Consider the following 14,260-nt stretch of genomic DNA (forward strand, 5'->3'; position numbering starts at 1 on the left):
ACGTCCCTCTCAGTCCCAGAAGGTGAGGGCGTCGACGAAGTCGCCGACCGGTTCCTTCAGCGCGTCCCCGATCGCGTCCCCGACACCGGACCCGATCATCCCACCGATGAGACCACCGACCGCGCCACCGATGACCGTCCCGACCGGCCCGCCCACCGCGGTCCCGATCATGGCCCCGACCTGGCCACCCGCCCAGGCGCCGGCCCAGCCGCCGGCCGCCGTCGTCGCCCCGACGGTCGCGGCGCGGGTGACCTGCTCGGTGCCGTTGAGCGACGGGTCGTCCGCGTCCTCCTGCCACTGCCCGTGGGCGGCGGTGCCGAAGGAGAAGACGGTGCCGACGCGGCCGGCCCACGTCCCCGCCGTCGACCACGCGCCGCGGCTCGCGGCCTGCCCGGGGTTGGCGACCCAGTTGGAGGACTGCCGCGCGCTCCACGCCTCGCGGTACCAGGGGGCCTGGACCGCGCGGAACTGGCCCCCCGGGCCACGTGGGGCGTAGCGGCCGATGCCGAGCTTGGTCCACCAGTCGGCGGTCCAGCCGAACCCGGTGAGCCCGAGCCCGAGCGCCCACTGACTGAGGTCACCGGGGCTCGAGCTGGCGGGGATGAAGCCGGCGCGCTCGAGCAGGTCGAGGACGACGCCGTCCGAGAGGAACGCCGCGACGGCCTCCGTGACCTGCTCGTGCGCGGCGACCTCCGCGGTGCGCACGTCGCCGACCCGGCCGTTGAGCGAGTGCCAGGCCGTCACCTGGTCGACGCGGGTCTCCAGCTGCGCGTCCGTCGCGTCGTCGGCGGGGGCACCGGGGAACGGGATACCGGTCGAGGTGACGGTGAGGCCGGCGAGGAGAGCGTCGGACCGGATCGTCGCCATGTCCTCGACGACTGTGGCGAGCGCCGTCGCGAAGGTGGTCACGGCGGCGATGAGAGTGTCGGCGCGGTCGGCGAGGGTGCTCACCTGCGTGGCGACGCCGTCGATGTCGCTGAGGAACGCGCTCGCGCGGAAACCCTCCCAGGCGGCGTCCGCGTCGTTGCGGACCGTCGCGAGGTCCGTCGCGACCTGCGCGACGACGGTGTTGAGCTCGCCGAGCCGGCTCGCGGTCGTGGTGACGGCGTCCGGGTCGCCGTCGACGACGGTCTCGATGCTCACACTGCCTCCGGGGTGTGCTGCGGCGCGCCGCCGCTACCACCGGCGGAGCCGGCGGTGGCCGCGGCGGAGAGGTCCCACGCCGCGTAGTCCTCGAGCGCGCTGCGCACGTTCTGGGCCAGCGCGCCGACGGCGGTGGCGACCTCACCGACCGCGGCGGAGAAGCCGGTGATCGCCGAGGCCAGCTCGTCCGTGGACCGGCCGGCGTCGGGCGAGGGGACGCTCACCCCGGGGTCGTTCAGCGTGCCCTGACGGGTGGTGAGTGAGTCCGCGACGCCAGACAGCGCTCCCTCATCGACGTACAGCGATCCGCTCATGTGATCAACGTACGGGGGGGCGGCGCCCACGCCCAAGGCGGCCGCATGGGGTGAACTCCCCATGCGTACCGGCGGCCGGTGGTCGGGGAGACGCGGGGCAGCCGCGGCTCGGGCGGCGCCGGTGCGCGCGCGGTCCTACCGTGGCCCGATGAAAGACGACGACCCGCTGGACACCGAGGTCGAGACCGAGGTGGCCGACTCCTTCCACGTGACCGTCGAGGAAGGCGCGGAACGCCTCCACCGAGGCTGGCGGGCGCTCGTGACCACCGGCGTGTTCGGCGGGCTCGAGATCGGGCTCGGCGTGCTGGCGTTCCTCGCCGTGCTCGACGCCACCGGCAGCCACCTCCTCGCCGGGCTCGCCTTCGGCATCGGGTTCGTCGCGCTCCTCCTCGCCCACAGCGAGCTCTTCACCGAGGACTTCCTCCTGCCCGTCATGGCCGTGTTTGCCGGGCGGGGCTCCGTCGGGCGTCTGCTCCTGCTCTGGGGCGTGACGCTGGCGACGAACCTCGTGGGCGGCTGGATCTTCATGTGGTTCGTCGCGCACGCGTTCCCCGAGTTCGGGCCGCTGCTCACCGAGACCGCCCGGCACTTCGTCGACGCCCCGCTCGACCTGCGCTCGGTGTGCCTCGCCGTCCTCGGCGGGGGTGTCATCACCGTCCTCACGCGCATGCAGCACGGCACGGAGAGTGACGTGGCCAAGATCATCGCGGCCTTCGGCTGCGCCTTCCTCCTCGCCGGGCTCTCCCTCTTCCACTCGGTGCTCGACTCGATCCTCATCTTCGGCGCCATCCACGCGGAAGGGTCGGTCGGGTACGGCGCGTGGCTGGCGTGGTTCTGGTACGTCGTCCCGCTCAACCTCGCCGGCGGCCTCGTCTTCGTCACCGCCCTGCGGCTCGTACGGGCGAGCGAGATGCCGGAGGCGCCGGGCCCCGCCGTCGGTGAGACAGCGGGCTGAGCGTGGTGCCGGTGCGCCGGGGCGGAGGCACCGGAGCCGGGCGCGGTCGTCGTCAGAGCAGGGGCGCGACGGGCAGCGGTTGCCGGGCGTCCGTGACGACCCTCTCCGCCCGTGCGACGACGGCCTCGAGGGCGGGTGCGTGGGCGCCGCGCCAGTACACCCGGGCGCAGGCGCCGCAGCGGGAGAACACGTCGTACGCACGGCACGTGCCGGGCTCGATGTCGGCGGCGACGTCAGCGACGCTCGCGGGCTCGAGGAGCCCGTTGCACCGGGTGCAGCGCGTCCACGGCGAGAGGGGCGGGGCGAAGCGGCCGAGGACGTCGTCGAGCTGGTCCTGCGTCAGCGTCCCGCGCACGAGCGCGCCCTCGGGCAGCGCGGAGCGGTAGAGCAGCGCGCGGTCGCGGGTGAGCAGCACCCGCGCGGTCTCGGCGGCACGCCGTACGAGGCCGGCGTCGTCGGCGTGCGTCTCGTGCGCCGTGTCCAGGCCGAGCAGACGCAGCCGGCGGGCGAGCGCGCCGAGGTGGACGTCGAGCAGGAAGCGGGGAGGCGTCGTCGACGTCTGCTGCGGCCGGGGGGCGGGGCCGATCCGCAGGAGCCCCGGCGAGACGGGGGAGGAGGCGGGGACCGGGTGGCCGTCGAGCACGAGGGGACCGACCTCTGTCCGAGGGATCCCCAGCGCGATGGTGACGTTGCCGACGGTGTCGCTCGGTGCGGCGCTGACGGGGAACGCGGACGTCCTGCGCGCACGCGGCAGGAGGAACCACAGCGCGGGGTCGACGGCCACGCGCAGCGCCACCGGCTGGTGCCCGCGCGCCTCGCCGGGCCGTCTCGGGAGGGCGTGGGCCTCGCACCACGCCCGGGAGGCGGGAGCGGGGAACCGCGGTGCGGACGTGCTCCGGTGCGGCAGCTCCTGCCCTTCCGAGCCGCGCACGCTGCCCCCGTCCGCCTCAGGTCACGTGCGGGGGTGGTCCGGGGCGCTCGTCGCGCCCGTCCCCGGCTCGTGGGTGCTGTCGTCGCCGCGGGCCTCGTGGCGCCCGTGAGAGGCGGGCTCGTCGGCGGGACCGGGACGTGCGGTGCCGTCCGGGTCGAGCGCGTCGGCGTCGGCGCGCTCGCGCTCCACCTGGTCACGGGCCTTGGCGGCTGAGCCCTCCCGCTCGCGCGCCTCCCGCTCGAGGCGCTCGGCCTCGACGCGGGCCTGCTTGGCCTGGGCCTCCGCAGCGGCTGCGTCCGCCTCGCGCTGGCGGGCATCCAGGTCCTGCTCCTCGGCGTGGGCCCGCAGGTCCGCGGCGTGCGCGCGATTCTCCCGCTCGCGCACCTCCGCGCGCTGGCGCCGCTTGCGCGAGGCGACGACGACGAGGGCGATGATGGCCGCCAGGACGACGACGCCGACGATGATCCACACCCACAGGTTGTCCATGTTGTCCATCGATCTACTCCCGTCCGTAGGAACTCTCCCTGCATAGAACAGGAGGACGGGGCCTTCCGCGACCCGGGCGTGATCATGGAGGGTGCGGTTCGGGCGGACGACCCAGCCGGGTGCGGCCCAGGTGGAGCGGCTCAGCCGCGCGGGGCGATGAGCCCCACGGCGATGTCCGCGGCGAGGGCCGAGACGTCGGCGAGGGCGAGGTGGAAGTCGTCCCCCGCGGCGGGGCCGCACAGGTCGGAGACCGCGCGCACGGAGACGAAGGGCACCCCGTACGTGAAGCACGCCTGAGCGATGGCCGTGGACTCCATGTCCGTCGTCAGAGCGGCCGGGAAGGAGGCCCGCACGGCCTCGACCGTACGGCCGTCGATGAAGCTGTCGCTCGTGAGCATCTGCCCGACGAGGACGCCCGGGAGCGCCTTGGCGCGGTCGACGAGCGACTCGGTGCCTGGGAAGCTCGCCGGCATCCCGGGGACCTGGCCGAGCGCGTACCCGAAGGCCGTCGCGTCGGCGTCGCTGTAGAGGTACTCCGAGCCGACGACGACGTCGCCCACCCGGACGCCGACGCCGAGCCCGCCGGCCGAGCCGCTGCTGATGACGAGCGGGGTCCGCACAGCGTGGATCGCCAGCGCTGCGGCGATGGCGGCGTTGACGGTGCCCACGCCCGTGCACACGAGGAGGACCCGGCTGCCCCCGACCGTGGCGAGCGAGGCGCGGGCGCCTCCGACCATCCGAGGGGTGCTGACGTCGTCGGCCCGCTGCTCGAACGGTGCCAGCTCGGCGTCCATCGCCGCGAGGACGACGGCGTCGACCGTCGTCGCGCCGGGCGGGGAGGGGGACAGGACCGGCGTCGGGAGCTGGCTCACGCGTCCACCTGCTCCCACTCGTCGCGGCGGGCGAGGAAGGCGGCGGCCGCCTCCTGGGCGCCCTCCAACGTGTGGTTCGCCCCCCAGCCGCACTGCACCTCGTTGGCGGCCGGGACGTCGGTGGCTGTCACCACGTCCCGCAGTGTCGCCTCGAGCGTGGCGAGGAAGTCGGCGTACGTGCCACCCACGAGCAGTGCGTAGAAGCCGGTCTGGCAGCCCATGGGTGAGATGTCGAGGACGTTGTCCGCGTGGTTGCGCATGTGCTCGGCCATGAGGTGCTCGAGCGAGTGGACGACGGGCATGTCGAGGTGGGCGGAGTTCGGCTGGCAGAAGCGGACGTCGTACTTGACGAGGACGTCCCCGCCCGGAAGCTCCTTCGTGTCCGCGACGCGCACGTAGGGCGCCGCGACGCTGCGGTGGTCGAGGTTGAAGCTCTCCACGTTCATCTTCTTCACGCCCTCCATCATGCGGGAGCGTCCTGCGCCCTGTCTGTGCCCCAGCGGTGTGCGACTGGCCACGTTCCGTGCGCGCAAGAGTCCCGCCTCGGCGGGCGGGAGGACGGAGCAGGCTCTCGCGCGGGCGCCACGCCGAGTGCCGCGACGAATTTTTTGGCGCCGTCCACAGCCGGTGGACGAGCGGGCGCCCACGGACCTCCGATCTGTCCACAGGACGACCGCCGGTGCCGTGCGGAACCCGTCGTGAGGCGTTGTCAGTGGTCGCTGAGAGCCTTGTACGGCGGGGGTGAACGGACCGCCCTGGGTGCGTCCACAGCCTGTCCCCAGGGCCCCCCGTGTTGTGCACAGCGGCGGCGCCGGACCTGTGGAGGACACGCCCGTGAACGACACTCCGACACAAGCACTGGGGGTCGCCCCGATCCAGCACCACTAGGTGTAGTGTCCAAGATCTACGCAGACGACGAACCACAACGCTGTCGTTTCAACCCGTGCCGCCGCTGGCAGCGACCCGGCACCGCACCGAGAGGAGATCGGCTCAGATGAGCATCACCGTCTTCAGCAAGCCGGCCTGCGTCCAGTGCGACGCCACCTACCGCGCCCTGGACAAGAACGGTCTCGAGTACGAGGTCGTCGACATCTCGGTCGACGCCGAGGCGCTCGACACCGTCAAGGCGCTCGGCTACCAGCAGGCTCCCGTCGTCTTCGCGGACGGCGACCACTGGTCCGGCTTCCGCCCGGACAAGATCAAGGCGCTGGCGACGCAGGCCGCCGCCGTCGCCGTCTGATCCCGCGAGCGTCGCCCCGGGCCAGCGGCCGACCGGTGGCCCGGGGCGAGACCAAGCGGGGAAGCGTGAAGGAGGTGCGGGCATGGGGACGATCGTCTACTTCTCGTCGGCCTCGCAGACCACGCACCGCTTCGTCGAACGGCTCGGTCTGACCGCGCACCGCATCCCCCTGCGGTCCACGGACGGCTTCCTCCACATGGAGGAGGAGTACGTCCTCATCGTGCCGACGTACGGTGGTGGGAACGAGGGCGGGGCGGTGCCGCGGCAGGTCATCAAGTTCCTCAACGACGAGCGCAACCGCTCGTGGTGCCGGGCGGTCATCGCCGCCGGCAACACCAACTTCGGCAGCGCCTACTGCCTCGCGGGAGACATCGTCTCCGCGAAGCTGGGCGTGCCGTACCTGTACAGATTCGAGCTACTAGGAACCGCTGAGGACGTCACCCGCGTCCGCGAGGGATTGGGACAGTTTTGGCAGCAACGCTCACAGATACCGGCATAGAGCAGAACAGCGCCCCGGAGCTCGACTACCACGCGCTGAACGCCATGCTCAACCTCTACGACGACGAGGGGCACATCCAGTTCGACGCCGACCGCCAGGCCGCGCGGCAGTACTTCCTCCAGCACGTCAACCAGAACACCGTCTTCTTCCACAACCTCGAGGAGAAGCTCGACTACCTCGTGGCGGAGGGGTACTACGAGGCGGGCGTCCTCGAGAAGTACTCGCCCGAGTTCCGGGCGCGGATCTGGGACTTCGCCTACGGCAAGAAGTTCCGGTTCGAGACGTTCCTCGGTGCGTTCAAGTACTACACGTCGTACACGCTCAAGACGTTCGACGGGAAGCGGTACCTCGAGCGGTTCGAGGACCGGGTCGTCATGGTCGCCCTCACGCTCGCCGACGGCAACGAGACCTTCGCCCTCGACATGGTCGAGGAGATCATCAGCGGCCGGTTCCAGCCCGCCACGCCGACGTTCCTCAACGCGGGCAAGGCGCAGCGCGGCGAGCTCGTCAGCTGCTTCCTCCTGCGCATCGAGGACAACATGGAGTCGATCGCCCGCGCGATCAACTCGGCGCTGCAGCTCTCGAAGCGGGGCGGTGGCGTCGCCCTGTCGCTGTCGAACATCCGTGAGCACGGCGCCCCGATCAAGAAGATCCAGAACCAGTCCTCCGGCGTCATCCCCGTGATGAAGCTCCTCGAGGACTCCTTCTCCTACGCCAACCAGCTCGGGGCCCGCCAGGGCGCGGGGGCGGTCTACCTCAACGCCCACCACCCGGACATCATGAAGTTCCTCGACACCAAGCGGGAGAACGCGGACGAGAAGATCCGCATCAAGACCCTCTCGCTCGGCGTCGTCGTCCCGGACATCACGTTCGAGCTGGCGAAGAAGAACGAGGACATGTACCTGTTCTCGCCGTACGACGTCGAGCGCGTGTACGGGGTGCCGTTCGGGGACATCAGCGTCACCGAGAAGTACCGCGAGATGGTCGACGACGCCCGCATCAGCAAGCAGAAGATCAAGGCGCGCGACTTCTTCCAGACGATCGCCGAGCTGCAGTTCGAGTCCGGCTACCCGTACATCATGTTCGAGGACACGGTGAACCGGGCCAACCCGATCGCCGGCCGGATCTCGATGTCCAACCTGTGCTCCGAGATCCTCCAGGTCTCCACGCCGTCGACGTTCTCCGAGGACCTGTCCTACGACGTCATCGGCAAGGACATCTCCTGCAACCTCGGCTCGCTCAACATCGCGAAGACGATGGACTCCCCGGACTTCGGGAAGACGGTCGGCACCGCGATCCGCTCGCTCACGGCGGTCTCGGACCAGACGCACATCTGGTCCGTCCCCTCGATCGAGCAGGGCAACAACGACTCGCACGCCATCGGTCTCGGGCAGATGAACCTCCACGGCTACCTCGCGCGGGAGCGGATCTTCTACGGGTCGGAGGAGGGCGTCGACTTCACGAACATCTACTTCTACACGGTGGCGTTCCACGCGATCACCGAGTCGAACAAGATCGCCATGGAGACGGGCCAGACGTTCAAGGGCTTCGAGGACTCGGCCTACGCCAGCGGCGAGTTCTTCACGAAGTACACGGACGGCGTGTGGGTGCCCCAGACGGAGAAGGTCGCCCAGCTGTTCGCGCAGGCCGGCGTCCACGTCCCCACGCAGGAGGACTGGCGCGCGCTGGCCGCCTCGGTGCGCGAGCACGGCCTGTACAACCAGAACCTCCAGGCCGTCCCGCCGACCGGGTCGATCTCCTACATCAACAACTCGACCTCCTCGATCCACCCGATCGTGTCGAAGATCGAGATCCGCAAGGAGGGCAAGCTCGGTCGCGTGTACTACCCGGCGGCGTACATGACGAACGACAACCTCGAGTACTACGAGGACGCCTACGAGATCGGCCCCGAGAAGATCATCGACACGTACGCCGCGGCGACGCAGCACGTGGACCAGGGCCTCTCGCTCACGCTGTTCTTCAAGGACACCGTGACGACGCGGGACCTCAACCGGGCGCAGATCTACGCCTGGCGCAAGGGCATCAAGACGCTGTACTACATCCGGCTGCGGCAGATGGCGCTCGCCGGCACCGAGGTGGAGAACTGCGTCAGCTGCATGCTGTGAGACCTGGCCGGGTACAGCCCGGCCGAGCCGACGACGGGGCGCGTGCCCCGCCGTCGACGCCCCCCTCGGCCCCGCCACCCCCCGCTCGAGCCGCCGCGGTGGCGTGTTCCCCTTTTTCGGCGCCCACCGCGGCCCCGACGGGCGGCGCGGACGACGAACGCACGAGGAAGCAGGAGAAGTGGCGGAGAAGCTCAAGCTGGTCAGCAGCGTCCAGGCGATCAACTGGAACCGCGTCCAGGATGAGAAGGACGTGGAGGTCTGGGACCGCCTGACCGGGAACTTCTGGCTGCCCGAGAAGGTCCCGCTGTCCAACGACATCCAGTCGTGGCACACCCTCACCGAGTCCGAGCAGATGATGACGACGCGCGTCTTTGCGGGTCTGACGCTGCTGGACACGGTCCAGGGCACGGTCGGGGCCGTCAGCCTCATCCCGGACGCGGTCACCCCGCACGAGGAGGCGGTGTACACGAACATCGCCTTCATGGAGTCGGTGCACGCGAAGAGCTACTCCTCGATCTTCTCCACGCTCATCTCCACCCGTGAGATCGACGACGCCTTCCGCTGGTCGGAGGAGAACGAGAACCTTCAGCGCAAGGCTTCGATCGTCATGGACTACTACCGCGGCGACGACCCGGAGAAGCGCAAGGTCGCCTCGACGATGCTCGAGTCGTTCCTCTTCTACTCGGGCTTCTACGCGCCGATGTACTGGTCGAGCCGGGCGAAGCTGACGAACACGGCGGACCTCATCCGCCTCATCATCCGCGACGAGGCCGTCCACGGGTACTACATCGGCTACAAGTACCAGCGCGCCCTCGAGCAGGCGTCGCCCGAGCGCCGCGCCGAGCTCAAGGACTACACGTTCGAGCTCCTCTACGAGCTCTACGAGAACGAGGAGCAGTACACCGAGGACCTCTACGACCCGCTGGGGCTCACGGAGGACGTCAAGGCGTTCCTGCGCTACAACGCCAACAAGGCGCTCATGAACCTCGGCTACGAGGGCCTCTTCCCCAAGGACGCAACGAACGTCAACCCGGCGATCCTCTCCGCGCTCAGCCCGAACGCGGACGAGAACCACGACTTCTTCTCGGGCTCCGGCTCGAGCTACGTCATCGGCAAGGCGGTCAACACCGAGGACGAGGACTGGGACTTCTAGGCACGTCGTCACCGCGAGGGCGGGGCGCCGACGTCTGCCCGGCCGCTGCGCCACCCCGACCGCTAGGCGGCCGGGTGGGTGTAGAGGCAGAAGGGGTGGCCGGCGGGGTCCGCCATGACGAAGAGCGGTTCGTCCGGCTCGTCGGTGCGGTGGCGCAGGAGCACGGCGCCGAGCGTTTCGGCTCGGCGCCGCTGGTCATCGAGCTGGTCGGGGTCCTCGACGTAGAAGCACAGGTGCATCTGCATGGGCACGTCGGGGGACGGCCATGTCGTGCGGTGTAGCGTCTCGACCTCCTGGAACGCCAGCAGTCGCTCGCCCCCCGGTGTCAGCAGCACGAGCCACTCGGCGTCGTCAGTGCCGTCGCCGGGCGGCTCGTCGCCGGGGCGGTAGACCAGGCCGAGCAGCTCTCGGTAGAACTCCGCGAGCCCGCGGGCGTCGGTGGCGTCCAGCACGGTATTGACCAACCGCGGGTAGGTGCCCATGGGTAGACCTCCAGACGAGGGGACTGCGCCGACAACGTCTCACTGACTCCGAGCGTCGGCCACCGCAGCGGGACTCGCGGTGCTGTCCCGTCGCTGCGTCGCCACGCGTAGCCGCAGGCTGATCGAGCCGCGGGACGGTGCTGCTCGTGGAAGCGGGGGGATACGCTCGGCGCGTGAACGGCATCGGGGAGTTCATCGGCTCGTACTGGTGGCTGGTGTTCCCGCTGGGCGGTCTCCTCGGCGGGAGCGTCCAGGGCCTGCGCGAGTGGGACGACCGGCGCCGCAAGGACAAGATCAAGCTCGCCCGCATCAAGTACGGGCAGGCGGGGCCCCCGCGCGAACCCGCCGCCGCCATGGGCAAGGTGACGGGCGACGACGTCCGCCGGGTCCTCGCCGAGCACGCCGACGTCCAGCGCAGGTGGCTCACGTACGAGCTCGACGTGGGCAAGCTCATCGACTTCCCCATGATGAGCGACATGCGCGAGGCGCTCACTGTCGACTTCCACCGCGCGAAGCGCCACGCCGACGGCCTGCGCCCAGAGACGAACAAGGAGCTCAAGGACCCCGATCGGTTCGTCACGTACCGCACCGCCGTCCACGACCTCGCGCTAGCGTTCGACGTCCTTGAGCGCGAGGCCCGGCGACGGCGCACGACGACGTTCACCGACACCGAGCGGGAGTCGCTCCGACGCGCGAAGCAGCTCATCGCGCTCGCCGAGGACCGCGGGGCGAGCTCCGCGGAGCGCCAGGGCGCCTACCGCCGGGCGATGCGCGAGCTCGAGGGGCTCATCGTCGTGCCGGAGGAGGCGGCGGAGGCGATGGAGCTGCGGATCGCCGGTGCCCTCGGCGCAGGCTCATCGGTGCCGGACGTCGAGGCCCAGAACGACGAGAAGCCGGCCTAGAGCCGGACGCAGCCGCGGCGGGCAGCAGGGAGGGCGGACGGATGGGTGAGGTCCCGGACGTCGTGACGGGTCTCGGTGACGACAGCTTCTGGCCGACGTGGTCGGTCTTCACCCATGGGGAGCTCACCCCGCGCACGTGCTCGTCGACGAGGAGGACCGTGTCACCGGCGTGCTCGACTGGACGACGGCGCGGGTTGGGGACCCGGGCCGGGACTTCGCGCTGCACCACCTCATCGCCGGCCCCGAGGCCTTCGACCGGACCGTCACCACGTACGTCGAGGCACCTCGTACGGGATGCGGGAGTTCGCGCTCGTCGACCCGAGCGGCAACCTCGTGCGCGTCGGGTCGCCGCTCGACCCGTTGCCCCCGGCGTAGCCGCGGCGTAGCGTCGGCCGCGCAGCAAGGGAACGGAGACCGCGATGTCCGGTGAGCTGGCGTTCTTCGAGCTCGGTGTGGGTGACACCGCGCGCGGCCGCGTGTTCTACGAAACGCTCTTCGGGTGGCAGTTCAGCCCCGGTCCGTCTGGCGGCGACGGGCACATGATCAAGACGCCGAGCGTGCCGGGCGGCATGCACGGGGGCGACCCGGGCGCGGCGCCCTACGTGTTCTTCCGGGTGGAGGATATCGAGGCGTCCAAGACGACGGTGCGCGAGCTCGGCGGCCAGGTCGAGGACATGGACGTCGAGGGCGACGAGGATGCTCAGGCCAGGTACGGCCGCTTCGCGCTGTGCCGGGACGACCAGGGGTCACCGTTCGGCCTGTTCCAGGCGCCCACCAGCGGGGATGGTGCGACGACCTGAGGGGAGGGGACCGAGCCCCGCGCCCGGCGTGCGGATCGGCGTGCCGCGACGTTGGATAGCCCGATGAGCCGTCCGTCCCGCGACCGCCGGCAGCGATTCCACGGGCACATCGCCGGCGTCGGCACCGAGGAGGGAACCCGGTTCGTCGTCGGGGTGTGGGACCGCTCGCCGCTCGGCGCCTTCGCGGACGTCATGGTCGAGCGTCCCGACGGCCGGCGGATCCTTCTCGCGCCCGACGAGCGCGTCGCGCGGTTCGTCGCCGGCACGTACCGCTTCGACGAGGTCCACCAGGTGCCTGTGCGGGTGAGCCGTCCGGCCGGCGCCGCCCGTGGGACGCCCGGCGGCGACTGGTCGGTGCGCGCCGGTCCGCTCGAGGCGACGTTCGGCGTCGGCGGCGGGACCGCGCTCGGGCGGCTGCTGCGCCTCCAGCCTCCGGGGGTCAGCCTGACAAGGGGGTGGGCCCTCGCCGTGAGCCCGCTGGCCCGTCTCGTCCTCCCGGGCGTGCGGACGGTCGGCACGGCGGGCGGGGGCCGGCGGGAGTGGTACTCGGCCCGGCACGAGCACCGCATCGTCACCGTCCGCGCCGCGTGGGACGGGGATGACCTCGGCGGCCTGCGGCCGGTGAGCCCGCCCCCGGCCTTCGGGTTCAGCTCGACACCGGCGCGCCCGAGCCTCGTCCGGGTCGTCAGCACGGTCGAGCTCGTCGCGGACCACGCGCCCTGAGACGTGGAGACGCCGTCCTGCCGTCACTGCGACGTGCGCCGCTCGTCCTGCAGCTGCGCACGTCCTGATCTACCGTCGATGCACGCATAGCCGACGTCGAGAGAGGGAGCGCCATGCCGAAGACGACCAGGGGCGGGAAGGCCAAGAAGTCGGAGCTGCCGAGCACGCTGCAGCGCTCGCCGGAGAAGGCTCAACGGACCTTCGCGAAGGCGCACGACGCCGCCGCGGAGCAGTACGGCGACGAGGAGCGCGCGAACCGCGTGGGCTACTCCGCCCTCAAGCACGGCTTCGAGAAGGTCGGCGACCACTGGGAGCCCAAGGACGAGCCGGGCCCCTCCGACGCACAGGCCGAGGGCGGCGCCGGCACGGACCGCCCGACGGCCGGCGGGGTGGACGCCAACGCCTCGAAGTCCCACCTGTACGACCTCGCGAAGAAGCTCGACGTGCCGGGCCGCTCCACGATGAGCAAGGACGAGCTCGTCGAGGCGCTCCGGAAGGCCAACGACCGGGAGACCCGCAAGGCCCGTTCCTGACCGCAGCGCTTACGCGCGCAGGGCGTCGACGATGGCCGGGAGCGCGCGCGGGTCGGTCTGGAGGATGAGGGTGGTGACGACCGTGCCCTCCCACGCGGCGACCTGCTCCCGGAGCTGCCCGGGGTTGCCGGCCAGCGCGACGTCGAGCACGAGCTCGGTCGGCACGGCCGCGACGGCGCCCTGCCGGTCACCCGCGGACCACCGGCGGGCGACCTCGGCGCACGCCCGCTCGTGGCCGAGCCGCTCGATGGCCTCCCGGTGGAAGTTCGTCGTCGCCGATCCCATGCCGCCCACGTAGAGCGCCACCTGCGGGCGCAGCGCGTCCGCGGCCTCCTCGACGTCGGGCCCGAGGAAGACCGGCACGGCGGCGCTCACCTCGAAGGACGACGGCGGGACGAGGTCGGCCGAGCGCCGGGCGAAGCCGTCGCGGAGGGAGGCGGCGTAGACGTCGTCGAGCCGCGGGGAGACGAAGGCGGGCAGCCACCCGTCGGCGATCTCCGCCGCGAGGGCGATGTTCTTCGGGCCCTGGGCCGCGAGGTGGATCGGGAGGTCGGCCCGGCGGGGGTGGACGGTGGCCCGCAGCGCCTTCCCCTGCCCGGTGCCCCCGCGGTGGGGGAGCTGGTAGTGGGCGCCGTCGATCCGGACGGGCTCCTCGCGCCGCAGCACCTGGCGGACGACGTCGACGTACTCCCGCGTGCGCTCGAGCGGGCGCGGGTAGGGCTGGCCGTACCAGCCCTCGACCACCTGCGGCCCGGAGGCGCCCAGCCCGAGGATGAACCGGCCACCCGAGAGGTGGTCGAGGGTGAGCGCCGCCATGGCCGTCGCCGTCGGGGTGCGGGCCGACATCTGCGCGATGCCGGTCCCGAGGCGCACGCGCTCGGTGCGCGCCCCCCACCAGGCGAGCGGGGTGAGGGCGTCGGAGCCGTACGCCTCTGCCGTCCACACCGAGTCGAGCCCGAGCTCGTCGGCGGCAGCGACAGCCTCGGCCGCGCCGGGCGGGGGGCCGTCCCGCCAGTAGCCGGTGTGGAAGCCGAGGCGCAGGTCCGTGACGTCGTCGTCCATGGACCCGATCATGCCCGACGACGCCGCCGCGGCCGGCGG

The 14,260-nt window shown here is 71.5% G+C and carries 18 protein-coding genes; 10 read left to right on the forward strand and 8 right to left on the reverse strand.

All coding sequences use genetic code 11. From position 1 onward, the window contains the following. Positions 1 to 9: 9 nt before the first annotated feature. Entirely contained in the window at positions 10 to 1,143 is a 1,134-nt protein-coding gene (locus tag V2J63_RS03005) for a glycine zipper domain-containing protein (RefSeq protein WP_331229488.1), read from the reverse strand. Next, positions 1,140 to 1,457 (reverse strand): hypothetical protein, encoded by a 318-nt coding sequence (locus V2J63_RS03010; protein ID WP_331229489.1) that lies wholly within the window; start codon positions 1,455 to 1,457, stop codon positions 1,140 to 1,142. The genes V2J63_RS03005 and V2J63_RS03010 overlap by 4 nt, the downstream gene beginning before the upstream one ends. Positions 1,458 to 1,605: 148 nt before the next feature. Between V2J63_RS03010 and V2J63_RS03015 the strand changes: the two genes are divergently transcribed. Next, positions 1,606 to 2,412 (forward strand): formate/nitrite transporter family protein, encoded by an 807-nt coding sequence (locus V2J63_RS03015; RefSeq protein ID WP_331229490.1) that lies wholly within the window; start codon positions 1,606 to 1,608, stop codon positions 2,410 to 2,412. A gap of 52 nt (positions 2,413 to 2,464) precedes the next feature. Here the strand turns inward: V2J63_RS03015 and V2J63_RS03020 are convergent, their stop codons facing one another. The 4 genes from V2J63_RS03020 to V2J63_RS03035 form a co-directional block, all read right to left on the reverse strand. Beyond that, positions 2,465 to 3,343, reverse strand: a complete 879-nt coding sequence (locus V2J63_RS03020) for a Mut7-C RNAse domain-containing protein (protein ID WP_331229491.1) — start codon at positions 3,341 to 3,343, stop codon at positions 2,465 to 2,467. A gap of 21 nt (positions 3,344 to 3,364) precedes the next feature. Next, a complete protein-coding gene (locus tag V2J63_RS03025; protein WP_331229492.1) occupies positions 3,365 to 3,838 on the reverse strand; it encodes a hypothetical protein in 474 nt (157 codons plus the stop codon). A gap of 131 nt (positions 3,839 to 3,969) precedes the next feature. Then, positions 3,970 to 4,701 (reverse strand): 5'-methylthioadenosine/S-adenosylhomocysteine nucleosidase, encoded by a 732-nt coding sequence (gene mtnN / locus V2J63_RS03030; protein ID WP_331229493.1) that lies wholly within the window; start codon positions 4,699 to 4,701, stop codon positions 3,970 to 3,972. Beyond that, on the reverse strand, positions 4,698 to 5,156 hold the full coding sequence (locus V2J63_RS03035) for an S-ribosylhomocysteine lyase (RefSeq protein ID WP_331229494.1): 459 nt from the start codon (positions 5,154 to 5,156) through the stop codon (positions 4,698 to 4,700). The genes mtnN and V2J63_RS03035 overlap by 4 nt, the downstream gene beginning before the upstream one ends. A 539-nt stretch (positions 5,157 to 5,695) precedes the next feature. Here V2J63_RS03035 and nrdH point away from each other — a divergent pair. From nrdH to nrdF, 4 genes are all read left to right on the forward strand, one after another. Next, entirely contained in the window at positions 5,696 to 5,941 is a 246-nt protein-coding gene (gene nrdH, locus V2J63_RS03040; protein ID WP_331229495.1) for a glutaredoxin-like protein NrdH, read from the forward strand. Between the two features lie 82 nt (positions 5,942 to 6,023). Then, on the forward strand, positions 6,024 to 6,440 hold the full coding sequence (gene nrdI, locus V2J63_RS03045) for a class Ib ribonucleoside-diphosphate reductase assembly flavoprotein NrdI (protein ID WP_331229496.1): 417 nt from the start codon (positions 6,024 to 6,026) through the stop codon (positions 6,438 to 6,440). Further along, positions 6,410 to 8,566, forward strand: coding sequence for a class 1b ribonucleoside-diphosphate reductase subunit alpha (gene nrdE / locus V2J63_RS03050; protein WP_331229497.1), 2,157 nt, complete (start codon positions 6,410 to 6,412; stop codon positions 8,564 to 8,566). Before nrdI ends, nrdE begins: the two co-directional genes overlap by 31 nt. Before the next feature lie 178 nt (positions 8,567 to 8,744). After that, positions 8,745 to 9,719, forward strand: coding sequence for a class 1b ribonucleoside-diphosphate reductase subunit beta (gene nrdF / locus V2J63_RS03055; protein ID WP_331229498.1), 975 nt, complete (start codon positions 8,745 to 8,747; stop codon positions 9,717 to 9,719). A 62-nt stretch (positions 9,720 to 9,781) separates the two neighbouring features. Here the strand turns inward: nrdF and V2J63_RS03060 are convergent, their stop codons facing one another. Continuing rightward, on the reverse strand, positions 9,782 to 10,201 hold the full coding sequence (locus V2J63_RS03060) for a VOC family protein (RefSeq protein WP_331229499.1): 420 nt from the start codon (positions 10,199 to 10,201) through the stop codon (positions 9,782 to 9,784). 173 nt (positions 10,202 to 10,374) lie between these two features. On the opposite strand from V2J63_RS03060, the gene V2J63_RS03065 reads away from it, so the two are divergent. The 5 genes from V2J63_RS03065 to V2J63_RS03085 all read left to right on the forward strand — a co-directional run bounded on the left by V2J63_RS03065 (position 10,375) and on the right by V2J63_RS03085 (position 13,159). Then, positions 10,375 to 11,103, forward strand: a complete 729-nt coding sequence (locus V2J63_RS03065) for a hypothetical protein (RefSeq protein ID WP_331229500.1) — start codon at positions 10,375 to 10,377, stop codon at positions 11,101 to 11,103. Positions 11,104 to 11,200: 97 nt separating this feature from the next. Continuing rightward, positions 11,201 to 11,533, forward strand: a complete 333-nt coding sequence (locus V2J63_RS03070) for a phosphotransferase (RefSeq protein WP_434056272.1) — start codon at positions 11,201 to 11,203, stop codon at positions 11,531 to 11,533. Beyond that, entirely contained in the window at positions 11,523 to 11,903 is a 381-nt protein-coding gene (locus V2J63_RS03075) for a VOC family protein (protein WP_331229501.1), read from the forward strand. The genes V2J63_RS03070 and V2J63_RS03075 overlap by 11 nt, the downstream gene beginning before the upstream one ends. A gap of 63 nt (positions 11,904 to 11,966) precedes the next feature. Next, positions 11,967 to 12,626 carry a hypothetical protein gene (locus V2J63_RS03080; protein WP_331229502.1) on the forward strand — a complete coding sequence of 220 codons (660 nt, stop codon included), beginning with the start codon at positions 11,967 to 11,969 and terminating at the stop codon, positions 12,624 to 12,626. A gap of 113 nt (positions 12,627 to 12,739) precedes the next feature. Further along, positions 12,740 to 13,159: a ChaB family protein gene (locus V2J63_RS03085; RefSeq protein WP_331229503.1), complete on the forward strand. Its 420-nt coding sequence runs from the start codon at positions 12,740 to 12,742 to the stop codon at positions 13,157 to 13,159. A 9-nt stretch (positions 13,160 to 13,168) separates the two neighbouring features. Here V2J63_RS03085 and V2J63_RS03090 read toward each other — a convergent pair whose 3' ends face one another. Further along, positions 13,169 to 14,200 (reverse strand): LLM class F420-dependent oxidoreductase, encoded by a 1,032-nt coding sequence (locus tag V2J63_RS03090; protein WP_331229678.1) that lies wholly within the window; start codon positions 14,198 to 14,200, stop codon positions 13,169 to 13,171. Positions 14,201 to 14,260: the final 60 nt, after the last annotated feature.

Source organism: Georgenia wangjunii (assembly GCF_036421975.1).
Lineage (GTDB): Bacteria > Actinomycetota > Actinomycetes > Actinomycetales > Actinomycetaceae > Georgenia_A > Georgenia_A wangjunii.

Excerpts from the sequence above, each read along its gene's own strand:
- V2J63_RS03085 (WP_331229503.1), top strand. The coding sequence starts at position 12,740 with ATGCCGAAGACGACCAGGGGCGGGAAGGCCAAGAAGTCGGAGCTGCCG.
- V2J63_RS03025 (WP_331229492.1), bottom strand. The coding sequence starts at position 3,838 with ATGGACAACATGGACAACCTGTGGGTGTGGATCATCGTCGGCGTCGTC.
- V2J63_RS03015 (WP_331229490.1), top strand. The coding sequence starts at position 1,606 with ATGAAAGACGACGACCCGCTGGACACCGAGGTCGAGACCGAGGTGGCC.
- nrdH (WP_331229495.1), top strand. The coding sequence starts at position 5,696 with ATGAGCATCACCGTCTTCAGCAAGCCGGCCTGCGTCCAGTGCGACGCC.
- V2J63_RS03075 (WP_331229501.1), top strand. The coding sequence starts at position 11,523 with ATGTCCGGTGAGCTGGCGTTCTTCGAGCTCGGTGTGGGTGACACCGCG.
- V2J63_RS03060 (WP_331229499.1), bottom strand. The coding sequence starts at position 10,201 with ATGGGCACCTACCCGCGGTTGGTCAATACCGTGCTGGACGCCACCGAC.
- V2J63_RS03080 (WP_331229502.1), top strand. The coding sequence starts at position 11,967 with ATGAGCCGTCCGTCCCGCGACCGCCGGCAGCGATTCCACGGGCACATC.
- V2J63_RS03010 (WP_331229489.1), bottom strand. The coding sequence starts at position 1,457 with ATGAGCGGATCGCTGTACGTCGATGAGGGAGCGCTGTCTGGCGTCGCG.
- nrdI (WP_331229496.1), top strand. The coding sequence starts at position 6,024 with ATGGGGACGATCGTCTACTTCTCGTCGGCCTCGCAGACCACGCACCGC.